Genomic DNA, 23,367 nt, shown 5'->3' with positions numbered 1-23,367 from the left:
CGTTCACGCTCAACACCGGTCGGCCGGTGAACCCTTCCGCACAGCGTATCGGTGTCGTTGCGCTTCGAGGTTGCCGCCATCGACGGCGGCGGCGTCGCGGGAGTCGTCTTTATGCCGGCTCTCTCATCACGCCGAAATGGCGCACCGTCCCGGAAAGGCCTGGGAGCTCTTGCACGGGCGACCAGGTGCGCAGCCCATCCGTGCTGTCGGAATAGAGATACTTCCCTTCGGTATAGGCGTCGAGATATATCCGCCAGGCGCCGCTCGGCAACTGAACCAGGGCTGGGCCCTCCACCAGCGAGCCCCAATTTCCAGGCGGGACGAATGAATAGGGTCCCGTCACCGACGACGCGACCGCATGCTCGACGACCTTCTTCGTCTCGTTCTTCGTAAACGCATGATAGGTCGATCCCACCTTGACCACGGTGGTGTCGATATGGTCCGCGCCGATCCCGGCGAGCGGAACAGGCGGGCTCCACAACCTGAGCGATGGTTCCAGCGCCGTCATCAGATACGGCACGAATCCTCCACCGGTCGACAGCGACAGGATGACGTTGACCCGGTCGCCGTCCACGAACCATTCGGGTGCCCAGGCCTTGGTGGTGAACGGCGACAGCGACGGTCCGTCGCTGAACCCGGCCGACCCCGAGGAACCCGGCGGGCTCGCTGAGCCCGTTCCGTCTCCCGTGCCCGGCAGGAAGGCGCAGCAGAACGGGACCGGCCAGGCCCCAAGGAACTTCCAGTCCATGCGGTCACTGCTGCGTGCGAAGCCGATGTTCGCCCCGTCGATCGTCGTGTAGGTGAGGTAGTAGAACCCGTCCGTGTGCCGGAAGATGCTCGGGTCACGCACCACCCCTGACGGAGGACGATACGCAGACAGTCGGAGGGGCTGGAACCCCGTGCCGTCCTCCGACTCGTATACATCCAGGTCGCGGTCGCTGACGTTGCTGAACGCCACCATCGTGGTTCGCCAGCCGAGCGGTGCGGCGCCGCTGCTCCCCGGGGCCGCGACCAGCAAGCCCGCGACAGCGAGCATCACCATCGATATGGCGGAAAAGCAGGTTCGTTTGGGCAGCATCACCGGTGCAGTATCCATCACAGCAGGCGCACCCTGCGTAACTTTGGCCGCAGGCTGCAGATCGTTACCGACGGCCGTACAGTGACGCCGTATTCGAACCCGAGGGCGCCACCCGCAGCGGTGGCGATCAATACTCCTGCGGCGCGGTCGGTCTACGCGCGAGTCTTATGCGTGACTTCATCTCGGCGTAGCGTCACGGGGACACTGTCGACGGAGGAGTGCTCATGTCGGGCGAACTGTCCTTCTTCGAATTGGGTGTGGCCAACACCGAGCAGGGCCGAAAGTTCTACTCGGCGTTGTTCGGCTGGGAATTCGAGTCCGGGCCCGGCGGGTCGGGTTACTCCATCAACACACCGAACGTCCCAGGCGGGATCCACGGCGGCGACGAGGGCGCCGGCCCGTATGTCTTCTTCCGGGTGCCGGACCTCGACGCCGCGGTCGAGCAGGTGCTGGCGCTGGGCGGCACCGTCGATGCCGTGGACCTGGGCGAAGACCCCGAGTCGGTGGCGAAATTCGGGCGGTTCAAACTGTGCCACGACGACCAGGGTTCCTCCTTCGGACTGCACGAACCGCCCTCCGGCAACTGAATCAGCGCGCCCCGGAACGGAGACTCCCGGGGCGCGCTGATTCGGATCGGTCGGTTTACGGCTCGTTCGGCGAGTCGCCTCCGCCCTCGTCACCGCTGTAGGTGGCCGGTTGCGGCAGACCGTCCTCGGGTCCGTCGCACCAATTGTCGTACTGGTTGTACGGGTCCGTGCCCCATGCGGGGACATTGTTCTCGTACGGTTCCGCCCAGTCGTCGCAGCCGGCCGGGCCGGTCGGCGGAACACCAGGAGGCAGTGGTGCAACCGTGTCCGGTGCGCGCACCGGTACGACCGCCGAGTCGAGCGCGTCACCCCAGGCGACACCGGATGTTCCCAAACCGATCGAGGCCGCGAACACAGCGACCGCAGCCAATCTCGAGCCGACCTTCATCGTTGCCTCCCATAGGTGAATAACGCTGCCTAAGGGCTGTACCCAAAGACACCGTAAACAATCCTCGAAGAGCGAATTTCGTGAATGAAATTTGACGGACGGTCGGTTTCAGTTCACGACCGGCCTACACGACAGCCAAATGCCTCGTGCGAACATTCACCGTCGAATCAGGGATTGACCGTCCGGCCCTGCTGGTCATTGACCGGCGGCTGCTGCGCGGAAAGTCCGTCCTCGGGGCCGTCGCACCAGTTGTCGAATTGGTTGTACGGATCGGTGCCCCATTGCGGCACATTGTTCTCGTAGGGTTCCGCCCAGTCGTCGCATCCGATCGGACCGTTCTGAGGGAAGCCGGGTGGCATCGGTTGAATGACGTCCGGTCGACGCACCGGCACCGCCGAGTCGAGACTGCCGCCCCAGGCGACACCGGATGCTCCCAATCCGATCGAAGCCGCGAATACTGCCACCGCGGCCACTCTCCTGCCCATTCTCATGACTGCCTCCCGTTGATTACCTGGCCTCTCGGGGCGGTACCCAGAAACCCGGAAAACAATCCTCGAGGAGAGTGTTTCGTCCAAGAAATTCGACGATCAGTCGGTTTCCGGGCTGCAGCGCATGTACATCTCGGTCACCGAGGTCAGGACCTGCTTGCCCGACCCGTTGAGAATCTCCGCCGCGACCGTCACCAAGGCCCGTCCGCGATCGTCAGGCGTCACCTCCTCCACGACCAGCTTTCCGGTGAGCACATCACCCGGCTTCACCGGCCGGAGGAAGTTGACGTCGCGCATCCGCACCCCGGCAATGACGCTCCAGCCTGCATAAAGAGTGGTCGCGGACAGTCGCTGACACACTGCGATCGTGTGCACACCACTCGCGATGAGCCCACCGAAATAGCCGCCATCTGCAGATTCACGGTCGATGTGAAACGACTGCGGATCCCACTGCCCCGCGAACTCGACCAGTTCTTCCTCCGTCACCGTGTACGAGCCCAGCTCGAACTTCTCGCCCACCCGGAGGTCGTCCGCATAAACGACGTCACATTTGCTATCCACTACCAACCGTCCGATCATTCGCCCACGCCTCCACCGAACACGGAGGCTGACGTCGAGGATATGACCGGACGACGGCGGCGGTGACAGTGCCCTTCCGCCGACGGTGGCGGTGGCGGTGGCCGTCAGTTCTCGTCGTAACGCGGCCAGCCCGGATACGGAGCAAGCGTCGGGTAGGGAGTGTCGTGGGGGAGGTTCGCCTTCTGCGGTCGCACATCCCTGGCATCGGGCATGCGCGAGTCACACTCCGCATATGCGTTCTGATCGCGCGCAGCCGGCTCATGCTCACTGATCGTCCATCCAGCGAATACATCCGCTGATGGCGCACGCTCTGCACCCTCCGCAACAATCCGTTCAGAAGCGGCAGACTGCGCTTGCTCGGGCGCCACCATTCTTACCGTTTCCGCCTGAGGAGACGGACCTGTCAAATTGAAGAATCGACCGTCCTTCTCCGCCATTACGGTGTAGTTACCCGAACACACCGTGGCGACCCACCCGTCCTCTGTCGGGTTCATCACCAGGAGATGCTCGAACTGGGTTCCGACGAGTTGTTCCAGTTCCGGATCGTTCGAATGGTCGAAGTCGACCCGGTCGCGCTGCTGTGACGTCGCATCAGCGAAACCTGGATAGCCCGCCGACAACGCGTGACCATGAATCGCGAGGTAGTACGACTCCATGTACGCCCGGACCGCTACCGCCGGCCTGCTGAGCAGATCGATACCTGATTCCGCCGACCACCGAATGTTGTAGTCGACGTTCTCGGGGACGCTATAGCCGGCGACAGCGCTTTCCGGAGTATCGATCAGCGTTTTCGCTTCATGGGTGCCGCAGGCACTTACCGACACGACAACTGCAGCAAGGACGGTCGACATCAGAGCCCTCATTGCCCGAACTCCATGTTCTGCACCTGCTCACGACCAGCGTTCATGGCATCGACAAACTCACCAACTCCGATAAAGCCTGCTTCGGTGATGTATCCGGCCAAGCTCGATGAAAGCAGCGGCGTTGTAAAACTGGGACGATCAGAGACGATCTCGTCATACGGCAGCAGGGGGCCATTCACACCATCTCGAAAATCCTCGAGACCGATATACGGGTCGAGCGAGCCACCATTCGCCGCCTGAAGACCGAGAGCAATCTGGTAGTACTGCTTTGCAAGAAGGGAATCCTCCGCGAACTGAGTATTCGGCTGAACGGTGCCGTCGGGTACCGCGCCCATGACCGCGCTCTTGAATGCCGGATCCGCGAGATCGATTCCGCTAGAGATGATTGGCCCAGCGCCGGGGATGAACTCGACGCCCTTGCTGACCACAGTTCTGATCGTGTCGTACGCGACACCCTTGCTCTCGAAACCTGCTGAATTGTTAGATGATTCGTCGCCGACACGATCCGCGAATTCGAGGTCGAGCCCCTTGTCGACCACACCCTGGATACTTCCCGCCCACGAACCGTACTCGTAGTGCGGCATCTGTGGAGTGAGACCTTCCAACGCCCACGCCTGCTCGAGCTGAGCCGACATTCCGAACGCCTGCGCGTTGAAGTAGCTCGCCGCATCGGCATTGGAGTCGATCACCGAGAAGAGGCGGGGCGCGTTCTCGAGACCGAATTCGCCGCCTGTCGAGCTGGTGAAACCCGAAGTGCCGGCGAGGTCGCCGGGCACCCCCACCATGTTGCCGATGTAGGGAGCAAGCGTTGTCCCCAACGCCTGCGTGATTTCGGGGTTCACCTCACCGATTGCCTGCCCCGAAATTCCCGGGATGTCGAGCAGTTCGGCGTCTTTCGCGGCGAGGATTTGTGCGAGGCCGAATGCCGATTCCCCGGCTTGTGTCGACCGGAATATGTCGCCGGGGTGGGACGGATCGGAGGGCCGGGCGTCGTCGGCGATCCAGTCGAACATCGCGGCGACGTTCTGTTCGCCGCCGTCGGACCAATCGCGTTGGAGCAGGGGCATGATGACGTCGTCGCGGTTGTAGCCGGCCGGCATGCCTTCGCCGGACAGGATGTTGTGGACGGCGGCATGGTCGCGGCCACCGACGCCGACCATGTCCTGCAAGAGGGTGTCGACGCTGTCGCGGCCCAGAGCGTTGTGGTCGAAGGAGTCCCCGATCAGAAGACTCTTGTCGTTGGTGGCCGAGGCGATCTCCCCGGCACGGGAGAGGAGGCTCTCGCTCAGCTCACTGCCCTGCTGCACGGCCGGGTCCGCGAGACCGAAGGCTTTGGTGAAGCGTGCCAGGTCGTCGCCGTTGTTGACGACCACCGACGGTTGCGGCGCGTCGTGCGCACCCTTCGTCAGGTTGCCGGTCGACGTCACCGGGCCCTCGAACAGTCCTCGAAGACCTTCCGGAATGTGGCTCTGACCGCCGACGTCGCCGCTGGCACTACCGACGTTGTAGTTCGACACCACGGCGAGGCCGTTGGACAGCGCGCTCGCGGCCTCGGTGCGGCCGTTCTCGCTGTACTGCTCGGACAGGGCGAGGAAGCCGTCCTTGCCGGCCGCGGTATAGAACTGCTGCAGGAAGTCGATCGTTCCCTGTGGAAGATCGGTGACCTTGCCGCCGTCGGCCAGCGTCTGCACTTGTGCGGGAGTAAGTCCCGCCGCCGCGATCTCCCGGGCAACACGGTCACGCACGTCCTGCGGAATATCGGAACCGCCTCGCGCGACCTGCTCACCCAGCGCCGTGCCCTCGTGCCCCGACAGACCCGTGGTCGCCGGGGCACTCGCCGCCACCGCGCGCAGCGCGTCCCGGATCGCCGTCGCCATGTCCCGGTCGGCAGTGTCGAGTTCCGTCAGCGCTCCACCGAGTTGGCTGCGCCAGTACTCCATCAGCTCGGCATGCTCGGCGGCTTCGGCCTCACTCATCGTGCTCGGCGGGCTGACGATCTGCCAGTCGTCGGAGACGGTGAATCCGTCGGTTGCCGCCTTGTCGATCACGGTGGCGACGTAGTCCCGCGCATGACCGAGGCGATCGGCCCCACCGACGAGCGCGTGCGACAGATCCTCCAGATCGTCTGCGAGCCGACGGATTTCCGTGCGCTCACTTTTCGCCCGCTGCTCGGCGGCCGCCTGCGCCGGACCGCGCCAGTCGTCGTGCCGGCCCAGATCCGCGACAGCACGCTGGACGTCGTCCGCCCGGCCCCGTGTGTCCTCGGCGGTCCGTCCGATCTCCTCGCCCGCCAGTGTCAGATCCCGCGGGTTCCAGACGTGCAGTTGCGACCGACGCGGAATCACATCTCCCCCATCGCCGACAGCTGCGACGCGAACGACGTGTCGGTGGCCTCGTAGTTCTCGGCCCCGTCACCCGCGATGAACGCCATCTCGTCGATGCGACCGGCCGCGACTCCCAGCGCGGACGCGAGGATGTCGCCGGCGTCCTGGCACGCCGCCGCGGTGTCGGATCCCTCGACGGCCCGCACCGCGTGCTCCAAGCTGCGCCGGCCACCCAACGCCTCGACCTCACGGGCGATGACGCCGAGTGCGGTAGACATCGCACGCAGCATGTGGGGGTCGACCTTGACGACCTCGACGTCCGGTCCACCGAGCACCGGAGGCAGCCCGGGGACGGCGGCCAGCGGAGGCTGCGTCGTACCGGTCCCGTCCAGCGACGCGATGACACTTTCCGGCCACGTCATATTGCCCTCTGACATCGACATCTCCCCCTGATATCCGCATCGAGATCCACCCCCGGACCCGGGTCACCGACACGCTCGGCGACCGTGGAGAGAATAGCGGACGCCCTCATACGGACGTGTGACCACAACACGGTTGCGCAACGGTTGGGCGGATTCGCAGATTGAGAATCGGGTGAACCGGGTATCGAGACCAGATGGCCATCACCGATATCAAGGAGTACAGCCACCTCACCGATGCGGATGTGGAGGCGCTGGGCGCGGAACTCGATGCGATCCGGGCAGACATCGAGGAGTCCCGCGGCGCCCGCGACGCGCGGTACATCGACCGGACGATCAAACTGCAGCGGTCGCTGGCGATCGCGGGCAGAGTCGTCCTGTTCGGCAGCCGGAAGAGACCGGCGTGGATCCTGGGTACCGCCTTGATGGGTGCGGCGAAGATCATCGAGAACATGGAACTCGGCCACAATGTCATTCACGGCCAATGGGATTGGATGAACGATCCCGAGATCCACTCGTCGAACTGGGAGTGGGACAACACGTGCCCGTCGTCGGGGTGGAAGCACTCGCACAACTACGTCCATCACAAGTTCACCAACATCGTCGGTCTCGACAGCGACGTCGGTTACGGGATCCTGCGCATGACCCGCGACCAGAGGTGGTCGCCGGTGTACCTGGCGCAGCCGTTCTACAACGTGCTGCTGGCGTTGCTGTTCGAGTGGGGTGTCGCGCTTCACCACCTGGACGTGGAAAGCATCCGGCGCGGCGACTACGACCGCGCCGAAACCCTCCGCAACGCCAAAGAGGTGGGACGTAAGATCGCGCGGCAGGTCGGCAAGGACTACGTGGTGTTCCCGGCGCTGACCGGCCCGGCGTGGAAGAGCACGCTGACGGCGAACATCACCGCCAACGTGATCCGCAACCTGTGGGCCTACGGTGTCATCTTCTGCGGCCACTTCCCGGACGGCGCGGAGAAGTTCACCAAGGAGGAGTTCGAGAAGGAGACCAAGGCCGAGTGGTATCTGCGCCAGATGCTGGGCTCCGCCAACTTCAACGCCGGCCCGGTGCTGGCGTTCATGAGCGGCAACCTCTGCTACCAGATCGAGCACCACGCGTTTCCCGACCTGCCCAGTAACCGCTACGCCGAGATCGGCGTGAAGATGCGGGAACTGTGCGACAAGTACGACCTCCCGTACACGACGGGTTCGCTGCCCCACCAGTACGGACTCACCCTCCGCACCATCTTCAAGCTCGCCCTGCCCAACCGCTTCCTGTCGGCGTCCGCGGACGACGCACCGGAGACGGCTTCGGAACTGCGTTTCCGCATCCGGGGCGGGATGAAGGAAGTGTTCGGGGTCGACCCCGCGACCGGAAAGCGGCGCGGACTGCGCACAGCGCTGGCGATGATCCGCAACTGAATCAGGACGTCCACGCGAACCGGAAGCGTTGCGCGACCTCGTCGACCGGTTTCTCCCGGTATTCGGCGTGCTCGTAACCCTTGACCGCCGCGAGCGCTTCCATGATCAGCGGTCCGAACAGATTGCGCGCGAGGGCCGACGACTCGAACTCTCCGAGCACGTCGGACGGCAGGGTCGGGAGGAGATCCACGGCGTGGGCGCCGGTCAGTTCCGCGGGGTCGACCGACACCTCGTCCGGGAGGGGAAGCGCACCGGCGATGCCGTCGTGGGCGGCGCCGAGAATGACGGCGCTGCTCAGATACGGGTTCGCGGACGGGTCGATGGGTTTGATCTCGAGGTTCGCGCCGTGCGGGTTCCCGGCGGTGTCCGCGCAGAGGCGGACGGCTGCCTCGCGGTTCTCCAGGCCCCAGCAGCGGAACACCCCCGACCACATGCCCGGGCGTAACCGCAGGTGCGACAGCGCCGACCCGGCGAGAACGGCCGTGAACTCGGGTAGCGCCCGCAGAATCCCGGCGACCGCGGCGCCACCGGCAGGAGTCAGCCCGTGCGGGCCCGGGCCTCCCGACAGGAGCGGCACGTCACCCTCGGTGAACGACACGTGCTGGTGGGCACCGTTTCCCGCCCCACCCGCGACGGGCATGGGTGAGAACGACGCGCGGAGTCCCTGGGCACGCGCGATCCGGCTGATCAGGGCGCGGGCCAGCACCGCATTGTCGGCCGCCTCGACGGGATCCGCGGGGGCGAGCGACACCTCGAATTGGCCGAGCCCGGCCTCGGCGTGGACCTGTTCGATCGGCAGGGCGGCCGTCGACGCCGCCGCGAGCAGGTGCTCGAAGAATTCTTCTTGCGTGAGAACGGCATTGAGGCCGTAGGCGGACCATTCTTCGGTGGTCGCCGCGTCGAACAGGGCGAACTCGATCTCGTGGCCGATTCGTGCGGTCAGCCCGGACTCCGCCAGCCGCGCCGTCACCCGCCGCAGCGCGCCCCGGGTGCAGGCGAGCGACGGCGTCCCGTCCTGCTCGGTCAGGCACGCCGGCGCCCAGTACGTGCCGTTGCCCAGGTCTCGCACGTCGTCGCCGTCGACACGCAGCCGGAGGTCGCCCACCACGGAGAAGGACAATGTGAATGCGAGGTGGTCGTCGACGCAGAACACAGTCCAGCTCGGCGATGCGCCTGCTCCGGAGTCGACGAAGGTGGACAGTCTCGAGATCGGCAGCACCTTCGCCCGGGAGACCCCGGCCATGTCGACGATCGAGCCGACGATGCGGTCCGTGTGGCCGAAACCATCCTCCGCGCCGCTCATCAGGCCCTCGCCACTGCGGTGGTCCGCGCGAGGAAGCCGAGCACGCTGTGCACCGATTCGCGTTGCGCCCGGCCCTGACCTGCGCCCCCGCCGCCGAACGCGATGCCGCCGGTCCATTGCGCGTCGGCGGGGAACATTCCGAGGCGGAGGAGGTGGCCGGCGCCGTCGAACGTCCGGTGTTCGTCGCGGGTGCCGGATCGACGCCCGAGAAGTGCCGTGGCCATCTCGTCCGACGGCCACAGCTGGTCGTCCGCACCGGTCAGACACAGCACCGGTGTGGTCGCGTGTTCCGACCGCAGCGTCGCCTCGGCCGGTGCGGCCACGAGCCCGGCCCGGTAGGCAGCACCCAGGCGCAGCAGGCTCGGGCGGTGCGCGGTGACGTCGTGGTGCGCCCGCCACGCGTTGCGGATCAGCTGGGGCATCAGCGTCCCACCCGGCAGCGGCGCCCACGGCACGGGCCGGCCGTGCCACGTCCACGACGGGGTGCCGGCGATCTCGCCGTCGGGGCCGATCGCCTGCCACGACACCGAACTCGGGCTGATCAGGATCAGCCCGGCGACGGGGAGGTCGCCGACGCACGCAGACGCCAACAGACCCTCCGCACCGCGCGAAATGGCCATCGCGGTCAGGCGGTTCGCGTCCACCGACGGCTGCGCACCGAGAGCCTCGACCGCGGCGGTGAACCGCTCGAGCGGAACGTTCACCAGCGTCGCGTCGGTGTTCGATTCGTCCACCCACGAATAGGCCAGTGCGGCATACCCGTTGGCGGCCAGCATTCCGACGGTGGAACGTTGGGAGTCGACGCCGCCCTCCGAGCCGCCGAAGCAGGCGACGCCCGGCCAACCGCCGCTCGGACCGTCGCCGGCCGGCAGTGCGAGCAGGGCCGGTCGGTTGCCGACATCGAGGGAACGGACGGACACTCCGGGGGCGCTCACGTGACGCGTCACCGTCCGCCGCAACGTTCCGTCCGGAGTGCTCACCTCGACGGTGACCAGCCAGGCGTCGGGCGGCGGCACGAAGAGGTCGGGAACCCGGCCCTCGGACACGAAACGCATGGCCCACAGCGGCGCGTCCGCATCCGCCACGTCCCAGTCACCGTGGTCCGGAACCTGTCCGGCGACGTCGACGATTCCGTCTACCGGGACGGTGAACGTGGCCTCCGACCGCCACCGCCCACCGAACAGATCGGTCCCGGTGGTGCGGACGGTCACCGACGATCCGGGCCGGGCGCCGCGGACGATCAGCGAGAACGCCTCGTCATGACGCGACCACGCCGGAACGTCGAGTTCGAGGGACCCCGCCGACAGATCCGCGGCCGGCGCGGGTTGCTCGGTGACCGCGGGCTCCGCCGAAGTGTGGGTCTCCAGCAACTGCGACCGCTTCTCGAACCATCCGGGGAACGCCGCGGACACGAGGCCCGCGACGCCCATGAGGGTGAACGGCAGCACCCAGTAGCAGACGACGGACAGGGTGTCGGCGGCGTCGCGCATGGTGGCGTCGCCGTCGACGATCGGCGGGATCAACGAGAACACGGTCATCAGTCCGAACGCGGCCACCCACATCCACGTCATGGCCGTGGTGATGTATCGGAAGCCGCCGCTCGCCGCCGTCCGGGCGTCCACGGTTGCCGCCGCGTACTCGCGCACGAACGGCCGCCCGATCAGAGCGCCCACCGCCGCGATCGCGAACAACCCGAAGTTGCTGAGCGGCTGAAGCCAGCGTTCGAGGACTGCGTCGTCCAGGGTGAGTGCCGCGATCAGCAGCAGCGCGAAGACGGCGACGGTGCCGACCTCGAGGGTCCGCCACGGCTGGCCCCGTAACCGCTGCAGCACCTGGCCAATCGTCGCGATTCCGAACGCGATCGCGACGGCAGCGACGAATCCGGTGTTGCCCACCAGGATCCAGTAGACGATCCAGGGTGCGAATCCGATGACGAACCCCATTGCACTGCCCCACTGCTCGGCACACCCGAGCGGACGACGGCCGACCCACACATATTGTCGGCCCTCGGGCGGGCGCCGGGGCCGGATTCACCGAGCCGAGCGGGTGCCGCTCGGGTCACGCACCGAGCAGCTGGTGGGCCCGCAGACCGACGTACAGTTCGGCGGCGTCGATGGGATCGGAGAAATCGCGTCCCGTGAGGGTGTGGATTCTGCGCAGCCGGTACAGGACGGTGTTGCGGTGGTAGTGCAGTTGGGTGGCCGCCGCGGTGGTCGAGCCGCGACACGAGAACCACGCGTCGAGGGTGGCGAGCAGGCTCTCCTGCTCCTCCGCGGGCAGGGCCAGCACCGGTCCGAGGATCTGGTTCGACGCGAGCTTGCCCGCGTCGGGAACGCTGACCAGCAGCAGCGACACCGGCACCGACTCGTAGCGGGTGACGGTGCATCCGCCGTGTCCGGCGCAGCGACGGGCGATCCGCGCCTGCTCCACGGCCCGGCTCGTCCCGCCGGGACGTCCGAACACCGAGCTGACCCCGATCCGTCCGTGACCGGTGCGGCCGAGGAGGTCCAGCGCGGATTCGAGCACCTCGGCGGTGGCGGCCCACAGCAGTCCGATCCGGCCGTCGACCTCCGTGTCCCACACCGAGTCGACACCCACACCGCGAAGGTCCGACTGGACGACGTCCGCGGCGGACGGGGACGCCGCCGCTTCCACGGACACGACGAGGAAGGTGCTGTTCTCCGGAATCCGGAACGTGCGGAGCGCGTCGGCGGCGCCGGCCGGGTTGGCGGCATGGTCACCGAACAGGGTTCTGATCAGCCGGCCCCGCGACTCGGCGTCCTCACGGGCGCGCAGGTCGGCAGTCTCCCGGTATGCCTCCGCGGCGCTGTCCGAGTAGACGTCCACGAGCGCCCACACCTGGGCGGCCATGTCGAGCAGGGCGTTGGTGGCGCGACCCTCCGAGCGGTCCATCAGTTCGTCCCAGATCAGGCGGCCGCCGAGCCGGAACGCGTGGAGCAATGCCGCGAGCGGCACACCCTGTTCGGCCTTCAACTGTCCGGCCGCACGCGCCGCCTCGAGCCGTACCGGAGCGCTACCCGCCAGGTTGCCCAGCATCGCCGTCAGATTGTCGACGCACGCCGCGTACAACTGCTCGGGGGTGAGGAGGGTCGCCTCCACGTAACCGTGCTCGGCCGACAGGATGCGCGAGACGAGTTGCTCGGACAACTGGTCCACGGACTCCAGCATCGATCCGAGAAGATCGGTGGGCGACGGCGCGACATCCGAGCTGACAGTCATCCGGCAAGACTATCCACCGGGCGTGGTCCGCGCCATACCCTTTTTGTGCGACGGCATAGCCCGGATGTTCACATTGACAGCCGTTGCCTATGGCGCGGTGCCCGGAACTGGGACGAGAATCAGTGTTCTACGCCACAGTATCTTTTCGTTTCTGCGGCGCGGTCCTTCATGTACTCGACCCGAGCGGAGCTGTCCACAGTGAGCACTTCAGAACCCGAGGCCACCTCCAACACCCCCGACGCGACCTCCCCACACCCGGACGTCGACGCGGCCCTCGCCGACCTCGCCGAGGGCGAGAAGACCTGGGCCGACCTCTCCCTCGCCGATCGCAGGAAACTCCTCGACAAGGTGCACGACCTCACCGTGCAGCACGCAGCCGACTGGGTGGACGCCGCCGTCGCGATCAAGGGGCTGGACCCGAAGTCGCCGCTGGTCGGCGAGGAATGGATGTCCGGACCGTATCCGCTGGCCACCGGCACCGCGGCACTGTCCGCGAGCCTGGCGAAACTCGAAGCCGGATCCAGCCCGCTGGACGGCGCCACGTTCGGCACGGCCCCCGGCGGCCGCACCACGGTCAAGGCTCTGCCCCTGAACATCTTCGACAAGCTGCTGCTCAGCGGATTCAGCGCGGACGTATGGTTGCAGCCGGGAATCGATCGTGCGACGGCACAGCGCGACGCCGGCCTCGCCCAGCGTGACCCGTCGCGGACACAGGGCATCGGCGTGGTCCTGGGCGCGGGCAACATCACCTCGATCGCCCCGCTCGACACCCTGTACGAACTGATCGCGCACAACCGCGTCGTCGCACTCAAGCTCAACCCCATCACCGACCGCCTGCTGCCCGTGCTGACACGTGTCCTGGAACCGCTCATCTCGATCGGCGCGGTCCGGTTGCTGACCGGCGGCGCGGAGGTCGGGACGTATCTGGTGCACCACGACCTCGTCGACCACGTGCACATGACGGGCAGCGCGCTCACCCACGACGCCATCGTGTTCGGCACCGGCGAGGAGGGCGCGCGGCGCAAGGCTGCGAACGAGCCGATCCTCGGCAAGGCGATCTCCAGTGAACTCGGCGGTGTGTCCCCCACCATCGTGCTGCCCGGTGAATGGAGCCGCGCCGACATCAAGTTCCAGGCCGAACACATTGCGACGCAACGACTCCACAACGGCGGCTACAACTGTGTCGCGGCGCAGGCGGTGGTCGTGTCGTCCGAGTGGAAGCAGCGCGACGAGTTCGTGGCAGCCCTGAAGGAGGCCCTCGACACGGCACCGGACCGCGCCGCGTACTACCCCGGCAGCGACTCCCGGGTCGCCGGCGCCAAAGCGTCGTTCCCCACCGCCGCACGCCTGGGTGCGAACGGCGGACGCGTCCTGGTCACCGATCTCGAGCCCGGCGCCTACGCCCCGATCCTGCAGACCGAGTACTTCGCCCCGGTGCTCGGCGTGATCGACCTTCCCCACGGCGGCGCCGAGTTCGCGGCACACGCCGCGGACCTCGTGAACGAGGACTTCATCGGCACCCTCGGGGTCAACATCGTCGCCGCCCCGCAGACCATCCGCGAACTGGGTGCGGAGTTCGACTCACTGCTCGAGAGCCTCCGCTACGGAACCATCGCCGTGAACGCGTGGACCGGCGTCGGGTACCTCACCGCCACCGCGACCTGGGGAGCCTTCCCCGGCCACACCCTCGACGACGTCCAGAGCGGCATCGGCGTGGTGCACAATGCCCTGCTCATCGACCGGCCGGAGCGCACCGTCGTCCGGGGCCCGTTCCGCCCGTCGCCGCGGTCGATCCTGAACGGTGAGATGTCCATCTCGCCCAAGCCCCCGTGGTTCGTCACCAACCGAACCGCCGCCACGACGGGCCGATTGCTGACAGGATTTGCCGGTGCACCCTCATGGACCCGGCTGCCGGCGATCTTCGCGTCCGCGCTGCGTGGATGAGGGCTGCGTGTCCTCGACCCCTCACCCCCGTCGAAGTGGAGATGAACGATGAATCAGGAACTGTCTGTGGCCGACTACGTGATCGTGGGGTCGGGTTCGGCAGGTGCCGTGCTGGCAGACCGGCTCAGCGCCGACTCCGGCAGCGAGGTCGTGGTCCTCGAGGCCGGTGGTGAGGACAAGGACAAGTTCGCGCACATCCCCGCCGCCTTCTCGAAACTGTTTCGCAGCGAGTTGGATTGGGACTACCTGACCGAGCCGCAACCCGGGCTCGGCGGGCGGAGTATCTACTGGCCGCGCGGCAAGATGCTCGGCGGCTCGTCGTCGATGAACGCGATGATGTGGGTGCGCGGATTCGCCGCCGACTACGACGAGTGGGCCGAACTCACCGACGACTCCTGGTCGTTCAAGGAAGTGGTCAAGTACTTCCGCCGCATCGAGAACGTGCAGGACGCGTCGGACGCCGACAGCGGAACCGGCGGACCGATCGTCGTCTCGCAGCAGCGGAGCCCCCGGGCCCTCACCGCGTCGTTCCTGGCGGCGGCCGAGGAGACCGGCTACCCCGTCGAACGGGCGAACACCACTCGGCCCGAGGGTTTCTCACAGACCATGGTCACGCAGAAGCGGGGCGCGCGGTGGAGCACCGCCGACGCCTACCTCCGGCCGGCGCTGAAACGGAAGAATCTGACCGTCCTCACCGGCGCCCAGGCCACCCGGGTTCTGTTCGAGGGTTCCGCGGCCGTCGGCGTCGAGTACGAGAAGGACGGGGTGCGACGCACCATCCGCGCTGCGAAGGAAGTGATCCTCGCCGGAGGGGCGATCAACTCCCCACAACTCCTCATGCTGTCGGGCATCGGCGACGAGGCACAGTTGCGCGAGCACGGTATCGCGGTGCAGCAGCACCTGCCGGAGGTCGGGAAGAATCTGCTCGATCACCTGGTGTCGTTCCTCGGCTACAGCGTCGACTCGGACTCGCTGTTCGCCGCCGAGAAGATCCCCGAGCTGCTCAACTACCTGACCCGTCGCCGCGGCATGCTCACGTCGAACGTGGCCGAGGCGTACGGCTTCACGCGCAGTCGGGACGATCTGGCACTGCCCGACCTCGAGATGATCTTCGGGCCGGCGCCGTTCTTCGACGAGGGCCTCATCCCGGCAACCGGTCACGCCGCGGTGATCGGCACCATCCTCGTGAAACCCGAGAGTCGAGGCGAGATCTCGCTGCAGTCGGCGGATCCCCTCGCCAAGCCGATCATCGATCCCCGCTACCTCAGCGACAGCGGCGGAGTCGACCGGCGGGCGATGCTCGAAGGACTGCGCCTGTGCGACGCCCTCGCATCGGCTCCGGCGCTGAAGTCGCGGCTCGGCAACATGATTCGCCCGGCCGTCACGCCGAGCACGCCGCTCGACGAGATTCTCGCCCGGGCACTGCAGGAGAATGCCCACACGCTCTACCACCCGGTCGGGACGTGCCGCATGGGCAACGACGACGCCAGCGTCGTCACGCCCGACCTGCGGGTGCGAGGTGTCGACAAACTGCGCGTCGCCGACGCGTCGATCATGCCGGCCATCATCCGCGGGCACACCCACGCACCCTCCGTCCTCATCGGTGAGCGGGCGTCGGATCTGATCCGGAACGCGTAGGGCGCTTCGCGCCCCGTGCGTGGTTTGCGAGTGCAGAGACTCGTTAACCACGCACGGGCGGCGGAGCCGCCTAGTACCGGCGCGCCGCGTAGAACGGCATCGAATCGAGGGGCGCCTGCTTCACCGGCTGCCCGGACGTGGGCGCGTGGACGACCATGCCGTTCCCGGCGTAGAGCCCGACGTGGTTCGCCCCGTTGAACAGGACGAGGTCACCCGGTTGCAGGCTGCCCTTGTCGACGGGCGAGCCACCGTTCACCTGGTCGTAGGTGGTGCGAGGCACCGAGATGCCTGCCTGCTTGTACGCCCACTGCACCAGACCTGAGCAATCGAAGGCGTTCGGCCCGGTTGCGCCCCAGACGTACGGCGATCCGATCTTCGATTCGGCGGCCGCGAGAGCCTGCGCGCCGTGGGTGGATGGCAACGCCGGCGGGGCAGGCAACGGTCCCGGGAGAGGCCCCGGGTTCGGAGCCGGAGCCGGAGCCGGCGGCACCGGCGGCACGCCTGGTACCTCGAACGTCCCAATCCCTGGGATCGTGATCGGCTCCGCTGCAGCGGGAGCGACGGGAAGCAGAAATGCTCCCACTCCCACACCGGCGGCGATCAGAAGACCGCCGGTCGAAAACTGCAGACGATTGCCCCGACGCAATCTATGCTTGGCCATTGAGCTGAGTCCTTCAATTCATGAGGTTCCGGCGACATCAGTGCCGCTCGGACGAGACGTTAGATAACATCCCGGTCACGGACTCGGCGGACAACGGCCGAATGGCCCATATACATACCTGTTTTCGCAATACGGGTATATAACGATCAGATCTCGAACCGACCGGTCAGTCACGAAACTTCAGAAACAGGTATGCCTTCAGGCAATTCGGCCCGTTACCGAAGGCATGCGCGTCGTCCACGCTGTTGGGCGTGTCACTGATCCAGAATTCAGAACCCGAGATCTTCGGGGAACCCGCCGATGCGGACGCCGCGACCCTCACTGTCGTGGGGCGCGGCTCACCCGTCGTCTTCCTGCACGGATGGGGGCTCACCCCGCGGGTGTACGGCCGCAGCCTGTCGATGCTCGCCCAGCAGGGACATCGCGTCGTCACTCCGACGCTCCCCGGCTTCGGCGGAACTCCCGACCATCCGCCCGAGGCCCGCACCTTCGCGGGTTACGCGGCGTGGCTGGGACGGTTCCTCGACGAGGCGGGAATCAGCGAACCGGTGACACTGGTCGGCCACTCCTTCGGCGGGGGCGTCGCCATTCAGGCTGCCCACGACCTTCCGGAACGGGTCGCACGCCTGGTGCTCGTCAACTCCGTCGGCGGTGGCGCCTGGTCGTCCGACGGTTGGGGAATCCGGCCCATCGGCGAGAGGCCGCTGTGGGACTGGGGCGCTTCGGCGCTGGGTGAGGCGCTGTCGATCCGGACCATCGCGCACACGACGGCGTCGCTCGTCAACGGTTTCCTGCCCAACACGCTGCGGGATCCGGGTGCGGTCTGGCGCACCGCGCACCTGGCCAGACGGGCGGACCTGCGCGACGAACTCGGCGTCCTCGCCGACCGGGGCCTACCGGTGTCCCTCGTCTGGGGTCGCGGGGACCGGACGATTCCGCTCGCCAGCTTCGAGTCGATGCGGAAGGCACTCCGCAATCCGACCGTCCTCACCGTGACGGGCGGTCACGGCTGGCTGATCCACGACCCCACCTCGTTCGCCGACGCCGTCCGCCGGGCACTCCGCAGCCCGTGAGTGGTTGACGAGTGCAGAGACTCGCACACCACGCACGGGCGGCGGAGCCGCCTACTTCTCGCCGCGGAACGCCGCACCGGCGATGGACGTGGACTCCTTGCCGTCGGGGCCGACGGGAACGTCGCCCTCGAGGGTGGTGCGGTACAGGACGCGGGTGACGTCGAGGTGGTCGAGGTCGGTGGGCGCGAGGTGGGCGGTGGCACGGTTGTCCCAGAACGCGAGGCTGCCCGGCGCCCAGCGGAACCGCACCGTGTAGGCGGGATTCGTCACCTCGGCGAACAGCAGGTCCAGCAGGCGGTCGCTCTGCGACGGCGAGACCCCGACGATCCGGCTGGTGAAACCGGGTGTGACGAACAGTGCCCGCTCCCCCGTCACCGGGTGCACACGGACCACCGGGTGTTCGGTGACGAGCGGGTTCTCCCGCGTCTTCTGGGCGTAGCTGCTGTCCTCGGCCCACTGCGGGTGCCGTCCGCCGAACCGGTGCTCGGCGCGGAGACCGTCGACGAGGCCCTTCAGCGAGTCCGGCAGACCCTCGTACGCGGCGACGAGGTTCGTCCACTGGGTGTCGCCACCCTGCTCCGGGACGATGTGCGCACGCAGGATCGCGCCGGCAGGCGGGTTGATCAGCGCGGTGACATCCGTGTGCCACTTGTTGTCGTAGCTGTACTTCTTGCGCCCGAATCGCTTCTCGTACTTGCGGCTGTCGACGGCGAGGATCTGCGGGAAACCCTCGGGGGCTTCGTCGTCGTACGGATGCGACGGTGTCACGTCACCGAACTTCCGCGAGAACGCGATCTGTTCGGCGTGCCCGATCTCCTGGTCGCGGAAGAACAGGACCTTGTAGCGGTGCAGGGCGTCGCGGACCTGCGCTACCTCGTTGTCGGCCAGTTCTTTCCGGAGGTCGATTCCGGAGATCTCGGCGCCGATGTGCCCGGCGACGGGACGAACCTCGAGTGCGGTGTCGGCGGTCCGATCCGAGTCGGCGGGCGCGGCGGTGGTGAGTGTCATGAGTACTCCTGGTTTCGGGCTGAATCGATACGTCGCGATCATCATCGAATCCCGAACCACGGTGCTACAACGGTATTTTCACAATGCGAAAAAGGTTCACCCTGAGTTTTTCCCTACCGGAATCCGGGAAACGCGGTTCCGGCGCCCGCGCCGATCCGCGCCGCGACGCCCCGCATCGGCGGCACGATCTCCCGCACCAGATCGTCGGTGAGTCGCCGCCGGAGCGCTTGGACCCCCAACGCGCCGCGGGGCCGTCCCTCCGCGTCGAGAACGGGAACCGCAACGGCGAGCACGTCCCGGTTCTCGGAGGAGAAGGCCGCGGCGTACCCCCGCCGCCGGACCCGTTCGAGGTCGGAGGACGCCGTCACCGAACTGCGTCGCCGTGCGGACGCGGTCCCGAACGCCAGGATCGCCATTCCCATCGCGCTGCTCTGCAGCGGTTGACGTGCCCCGGGCAGCTGATGCGTGCAGAACCGTTCGGGTGGGCGCGCCGAGAAGACGGTGACCGCGACGTCGTCCCTCGCGACCCCGAGGCTGGCCGTCAGCTTCACATGCGCGGCGAGCGAGTACAGGTGCGGGGCGAACGATTCGGCGTCGAGCCGCCCGAGCGACGGCACGGCGAGGGAGATCAGGCTGGGCCCCACCCGGTAGCAGTCGGTCCGCTCGTCGCGCTCGAGCAATCCGCCGCGGACGAGGGCCTGCACGATGCGATACGCGGTGCTGACGGCCAACCCGGTGCGGGCGGCGAGCGCGCTGACGGTCAGGTCGGTGGCCCCGCCTTCGAAGCAGGCGAGTACCGCGATCGCCCGTTCCACCGCCTGCGAGCCCGACCGCGGTGACGTCACGAGCCCTCCTTACCGTCTGAACGAACTCAGGCCGAGCGTGCGGCGCCGTACTCGGGAAGCGGCACCGCGAAACGCTCACGCAGGGTCTTCTCCGCGTATTCGTGGCGGAAGAGCCCCCGCTTGCGGAGCAGGGGCACCACTTCGTCGACGAAGGTGTCGAGTCCGGACGGGAACGCGTCCGGCATCAGGTTGAATCCGTCGGCGGCCTCGGCGCGGAACCACGCCTCGATGGTGTCGGCCACCTGTCCCGGTGTGCCGATCACGGCGCGGTGCCCGCCGCCGCCGTCCAACTCGCGAAGGAGCTGGGCCACGGTCAGATTCCGCTCACGCGCGAGCCCGACCACTGATTCGCGGAACCCGAGGGAACCCGCGAACGTCGACGGGTCGGGTGGTCCGTCCAGCAGCGATGCCGGGATCGGCTGGTCGAGGTCGAGTTCCGCCAGCGGGACTCCGAGGGTCAGGCTCAGCCGGTCCCAGCCGAACTTCGCGGGGACGTGAGTGCGGAGCTGTTCGTGGCGAGCGACCGCCTCCGCTTCGGTCGAGCCGATGACCGTGATCAGCCCGGGCAGGATCTTCACGTCGTCGGGGTTGCGGCCGGCCGCACGCGCCACGTCCTTGACGTGCTTGTAATGCCTGCGCCCGGCGTCGAGCGTCAGCTCCGCGGAGAAGACGCCGTGTGCGGTGCGGCCGGCGAGGTCACGCCCGGCGGGTGACCCGCCCGCCTGGATGAGCGGCGGCTGCCGCTGCTCCGACGGCGGCACCCGCAGCACGCCGTCGACGTCGAAGAACTCGCTGTGATGCGACACCGGGACACCGCTCCGGGCGCTCTCCCACAGCGCGGTCACCACGCCGACGAAGGCCTCGGCACGGCGATAGCGGTAGTCGCGGTCCGGAATCTGCTCCAATCCGAAATTGGCTGCGGCCGTCGGCGAATACGTGGTGACCACGTTCCACGCCACCCGGCCGCCGCTGAGGTAGTCGAGGGAGAGGAAGCGTTCGGCGAGATCGCGCGGGTCGTTGAACGTGGTGGAGGCGGTCCCGATCAGGCCCAGGTTCTCGGTGGCCGTCGCCACGGCCGCCAGGATCACCGACGGTTCCAGCGCCCGGGTCGGCTTCACCCGGGGGTTCTCCCAGAAGCCGGGACCGTCGGCGAGGAAGAACGCGTCGAGGGTGCCACGCTCGGCGATCCGCGCGATCCTGGTGAAGTGGTCGAGATCGACGAACGAGTGCGCATGCACGTCGTCGAGTGTCCACGCTCCGGGGGCGATTCCCACGTCGAGGACGTTCACGTTGAGCACCAGTTGGCGTCGGGATCTACTCACGGCAGTGCCTTCCGAATCAGAAGAATCCGGTGTCGGGAAGCGGGGTCTCGTTGACCACGAGGTCGCCGATCACCCGCGCCTTGTACACCGTCGGGTTGTGGGAGAACAGGGTTCGCAGGTTGCGCCAGTGCCTGTCCAGGTGCGCCGACTCCCGGGTGGCCGAGGCGCCGCCGACCTCGAACAACCGGCCGGCTGCCCGGAGCGCGATGTCCTCGATGGAGACCTTCACCTTGGCGGCCAGTACCGCGGCCTCCTGCTCGAGCCGGGCGTCGACGCCGGAGGTGCGCGCGACGTCCGCAGCCACATCCTGTGCTGCCGCGGCCGCCCGGACCACGGACTCCGCCGCGAAGGCCGCCGCGGAGAGCGTTCCGACGATCTCGAGCAACTGCGGGTCGTGCCGCGGTTCCTCGGCGACAGCGAACACGAAGCTGCGCTTACGGCCGCGGATCAGCTCGGCGGACTCGGTCGTGACGGTGCGGAGGATGCCCGCCGCGATCGCGTGCAGATACAACTGGGGAAGCGCCTGCCGCGGCCGGGTCTCCTCGTCGCCACCGCGGAACGGCAGCGTCTCGGACTCCTCGACGGCGACGTTCTCGAACACCGTCGTCCCGCTGCCCGTGTGGCGCTGGCCGATTCCGTCCCAGTCGTCCTTGTGGACGATCCCCGCCCGATCGGCGGGAACGATGGCGCTCAGTGCCTTGCCGTCCGGGAGGTTGGCGGAGACCCGGATGAAATCGGAGTACAGCGAACCGGTGCTGTAAAACTTGACCCCGTCGAGGCGGTACCCGCCGGGACCCGGTGTCAGAGTGGACTCGAAGCTGTAGGAGCCGACGGCGCGGGTGCTCAGCTCCGAGGACGCGCCACCGAACAGTGTGCCCGACAGGATCTCCGGCAACCACGCGTCCTTGCGCTCGGTGCGCGGGGCCCGCAGCACTTCCTCGACGAAGGCGTAGTGAACGCGGACGATGTGTGGCACATCGGGATCGGCCTCGGCGAGGTCGATCACCAGATCGAAGAGATCCTGCAAGGTATAGCCACCGCCGCCGTGTTCCCGCGGCACACGCACGGCCCCGAGCCGGTGTTCGCGGATCAACTCGACGGCCCGCTGCGGGCCTTCGGTCCCGCCACGGGCACGCCGCCGCGCGGCGTCCTCGGCGATCTCGGCGATCACGGCCGCCAGTTCGGCGGAGCCGCGTGCCGGCGGACGCACCGCCTCCGGCGCGGGCGCCTCGGATACCGCTGTCATGGTGAATCTCCTGTCTTCGGTGGAATGCTCAGCTGACCGGGAACGCGCTGCGGCCGCCGGACAGTACGGTCTCCGCCGCCTGCAGGCCCAGACGGTCACGCAGGGTGCGCCGCGGGTCCTGGAAGATCGGCTCCCGTCGTATCGCGCCGAGCAGGGCGGGCAAGGTGGTCGTGGTGGCCCCTCGGAAGACGACGCCGTCGGCCTCCGTCGTCAGAGGGGAAACGCCGCCGACCGCCCATGGGCGGTCGATCAGCAACACCTGGTCGCGGGCGGCATCGGGGTCGAAGTGCGACCGATAGCGTCGCACCGCATCCTCGTCCGCGAGGATCACGGCGTCGGCCGTGCGCCGCGCCGCCACCAGTTCGGCTTCGTTCGCGGGGCGCCAGAACACGGGCGGCTTGCGTTGCGGTGGCTCGGGGACGTTGAGCGGGCCCGACACGGAGAACGTGCCCGCGTGATCGATGTAGACGATCCGCTCGGATTCCGCGAAGATGCCGCGCTCGGCGTCGTCGACGATGCTGTCGCCCGGCCAGCTCTCCCACAACTTCCGGACCACCGACACGGCGTCGACCGCAGCGTCCACCGGGGCTGACCCGATCAGCCAGCCGACCCTGCCGTGGGATCCGTGGTCGAGCGAGCCGAGCCGGCGCGCGAGATTGAAGGGGTGATCGCGGACGGGAGCGCCGGCCACCACCAGTCCGACCGACGTCGTGTGACGAGCCAGGACGGTGGCGGCCACGGTCGCATCGATCGTCGGGTGACCCGCGTCCCCCGCGTCCAGGCGGTCGCCGCCGAGAACGACGAAGTCGATTCCCGACTCGTCGATGCTGCGTCCGAACTCTTCTCGCCGCGCCGGCTCCCTCGGGTCGAGCAGTTCGGTGACGAGTGCGGCGTCGACGTGCAGTCCGATGACGGTGTGACGGCTCATGACGGTTCCCCTTTC

General features: G+C 67.6%; 21 protein-coding genes. 5 read left to right on the top strand and 16 right to left on the bottom strand.

Translation table 11 applies throughout. From position 1 onward, the window contains the following. Positions 1–109: 109 nt before the first annotated feature. Positions 110–1,096: a hypothetical protein gene (locus AZG88_RS48390; RefSeq protein ID WP_061701528.1), complete on the bottom strand. Its 987-nt coding sequence runs from the start codon at positions 1,094–1,096 to the stop codon at positions 110–112. 206 nt (positions 1,097–1,302) lie between these two features. Here AZG88_RS48390 and AZG88_RS48385 point away from each other — a divergent pair, with 206 nt between their 5' ends. Then, positions 1,303–1,665, top strand: a complete 363-nt coding sequence (locus AZG88_RS48385; RefSeq protein WP_061701527.1) for a VOC family protein — start codon at positions 1,303–1,305, stop codon at positions 1,663–1,665. 55 nt (positions 1,666–1,720) lie between these two features. Here AZG88_RS48385 and AZG88_RS48380 read toward each other — a convergent pair whose 3' ends face one another. The 6 genes from AZG88_RS48380 to AZG88_RS48355 form a co-directional block, all read right to left on the bottom strand. Continuing rightward, the gene (locus AZG88_RS48380; RefSeq protein WP_005252545.1) at positions 1,721–2,053 is read right to left on the bottom strand and encodes a hypothetical protein; all 333 of its coding nucleotides are present in this window, start codon (positions 2,051–2,053) and stop codon (positions 1,721–1,723) included. A gap of 167 nt (positions 2,054–2,220) precedes the next feature. Then, the gene (locus AZG88_RS48375) at positions 2,221–2,544 is read right to left on the bottom strand and encodes a hypothetical protein (RefSeq protein WP_005252542.1); all 324 of its coding nucleotides are present in this window, start codon (positions 2,542–2,544) and stop codon (positions 2,221–2,223) included. Positions 2,545–2,640: 96 nt separating this feature from the next. Next, the gene (locus AZG88_RS48370; protein WP_061044432.1) at positions 2,641–3,120 is read right to left on the bottom strand and encodes a MaoC/PaaZ C-terminal domain-containing protein; all 480 of its coding nucleotides are present in this window, start codon (positions 3,118–3,120) and stop codon (positions 2,641–2,643) included. A gap of 104 nt (positions 3,121–3,224) precedes the next feature. After that, on the bottom strand, positions 3,225–3,971 hold the full coding sequence (locus AZG88_RS48365) for a hypothetical protein (RefSeq protein ID WP_231914479.1): 747 nt from the start codon (positions 3,969–3,971) through the stop codon (positions 3,225–3,227). 8 nt (positions 3,972–3,979) lie between these two features. Then, complete coding sequence (locus AZG88_RS48360) at positions 3,980–6,328, bottom strand: WXG100 family type VII secretion target (protein ID WP_061701526.1); 2,349 nt, start codon at positions 6,326–6,328, stop codon at positions 3,980–3,982. Continuing rightward, positions 6,325–6,750, bottom strand: coding sequence for a hypothetical protein (locus AZG88_RS48355; protein ID WP_331712330.1), 426 nt, complete (start codon positions 6,748–6,750; stop codon positions 6,325–6,327). The genes AZG88_RS48360 and AZG88_RS48355 overlap by 4 nt, the downstream gene beginning before the upstream one ends. A 173-nt stretch (positions 6,751–6,923) precedes the next feature. Between AZG88_RS48355 and AZG88_RS48350 the strand changes: the two genes are divergently transcribed. After that, positions 6,924–8,144 carry a fatty acid desaturase family protein gene (locus tag AZG88_RS48350; protein WP_061701524.1) on the top strand — a complete coding sequence of 407 codons (1,221 nt, stop codon included), beginning with the start codon at positions 6,924–6,926 and terminating at the stop codon, positions 8,142–8,144. 1 nt (position 8,145) lies between these two features. Here the strand turns inward: AZG88_RS48350 and AZG88_RS48345 are convergent, their stop codons facing one another. The 3 genes from AZG88_RS48345 to AZG88_RS48335 all read right to left on the bottom strand — a co-directional run bounded on the left by AZG88_RS48345 (position 8,146) and on the right by AZG88_RS48335 (position 12,687). Beyond that, positions 8,146–9,447 (bottom strand): glutamine synthetase family protein, encoded by a 1,302-nt coding sequence (locus AZG88_RS48345; RefSeq protein WP_061701523.1) that lies wholly within the window; start codon positions 9,445–9,447, stop codon positions 8,146–8,148. Next, complete coding sequence (locus AZG88_RS48340) at positions 9,447–11,390, bottom strand: acyl-CoA thioesterase/bile acid-CoA:amino acid N-acyltransferase family protein (protein WP_061701522.1); 1,944 nt, start codon at positions 11,388–11,390, stop codon at positions 9,447–9,449. Before AZG88_RS48340 ends, AZG88_RS48345 begins: the two co-directional genes overlap by 1 nt. Before the next feature lie 115 nt (positions 11,391–11,505). Then, positions 11,506–12,687 (bottom strand): PucR family transcriptional regulator, encoded by a 1,182-nt coding sequence (locus AZG88_RS48335; protein ID WP_005252529.1) that lies wholly within the window; start codon positions 12,685–12,687, stop codon positions 11,506–11,508. 198 nt (positions 12,688–12,885) lie between these two features. Between AZG88_RS48335 and AZG88_RS48330 the strand changes: the two genes are divergently transcribed. After that, positions 12,886–14,631, top strand: coding sequence for an aldehyde dehydrogenase family protein (locus tag AZG88_RS48330; protein ID WP_061701552.1), 1,746 nt, complete (start codon positions 12,886–12,888; stop codon positions 14,629–14,631). A 48-nt stretch (positions 14,632–14,679) separates the two neighbouring features. Then, a complete protein-coding gene (locus AZG88_RS48325) occupies positions 14,680–16,269 on the top strand; it encodes a GMC family oxidoreductase (RefSeq protein WP_061701521.1) in 1,590 nt (529 codons plus the stop codon). Positions 16,270–16,339: 70 nt separating this feature from the next. Here AZG88_RS48325 and AZG88_RS48320 read toward each other — a convergent pair whose 3' ends face one another. Next, positions 16,340–16,930, bottom strand: coding sequence for a C40 family peptidase (locus AZG88_RS48320; protein WP_061701520.1), 591 nt, complete (start codon positions 16,928–16,930; stop codon positions 16,340–16,342). 245 nt (positions 16,931–17,175) lie between these two features. Here AZG88_RS48320 and AZG88_RS48315 point away from each other — a divergent pair, with 245 nt between their 5' ends. After that, positions 17,176–18,003, top strand: coding sequence for an alpha/beta fold hydrolase (locus tag AZG88_RS48315; protein WP_005252525.1), 828 nt, complete (start codon positions 17,176–17,178; stop codon positions 18,001–18,003). Positions 18,004–18,054: 51 nt separating this feature from the next. Here the strand turns inward: AZG88_RS48315 and AZG88_RS48310 are convergent, their stop codons facing one another. The 5 genes from AZG88_RS48310 to AZG88_RS48290 form a co-directional block, all read right to left on the bottom strand. Beyond that, the gene (locus AZG88_RS48310; RefSeq protein ID WP_061701519.1) at positions 18,055–19,011 is read right to left on the bottom strand and encodes a TauD/TfdA dioxygenase family protein; all 957 of its coding nucleotides are present in this window, start codon (positions 19,009–19,011) and stop codon (positions 18,055–18,057) included. Positions 19,012–19,124: 113 nt separating this feature from the next. Then, entirely contained in the window at positions 19,125–19,856 is a 732-nt protein-coding gene (locus tag AZG88_RS48305) for an IclR family transcriptional regulator (RefSeq protein WP_061701518.1), read from the bottom strand. Positions 19,857–19,882: 26 nt separating this feature from the next. After that, positions 19,883–21,178: an LLM class flavin-dependent oxidoreductase gene (locus AZG88_RS48300; RefSeq protein ID WP_061701517.1), complete on the bottom strand. Its 1,296-nt coding sequence runs from the start codon at positions 21,176–21,178 to the stop codon at positions 19,883–19,885. 16 nt (positions 21,179–21,194) lie between these two features. After that, positions 21,195–22,424: an acyl-CoA dehydrogenase family protein gene (locus AZG88_RS48295; protein WP_061701516.1), complete on the bottom strand. Its 1,230-nt coding sequence runs from the start codon at positions 22,422–22,424 to the stop codon at positions 21,195–21,197. A gap of 28 nt (positions 22,425–22,452) precedes the next feature. Continuing rightward, on the bottom strand, positions 22,453–23,352 hold the full coding sequence (locus tag AZG88_RS48290) for an LLM class flavin-dependent oxidoreductase (protein ID WP_061701515.1): 900 nt from the start codon (positions 23,350–23,352) through the stop codon (positions 22,453–22,455). Positions 23,353–23,367 lie beyond the last annotated feature (15 nt).

Source organism: Rhodococcus sp. LB1, assembly GCF_001583455.1.
GTDB classification, from domain to species: Bacteria; Actinomycetota; Actinomycetes; order Mycobacteriales; family Mycobacteriaceae; genus Rhodococcus_F; species Rhodococcus_F opacus.
Note: the sequence above shows the minus strand (reverse complement) of the source record. Positions and strands in the feature narration are given on the sequence as shown.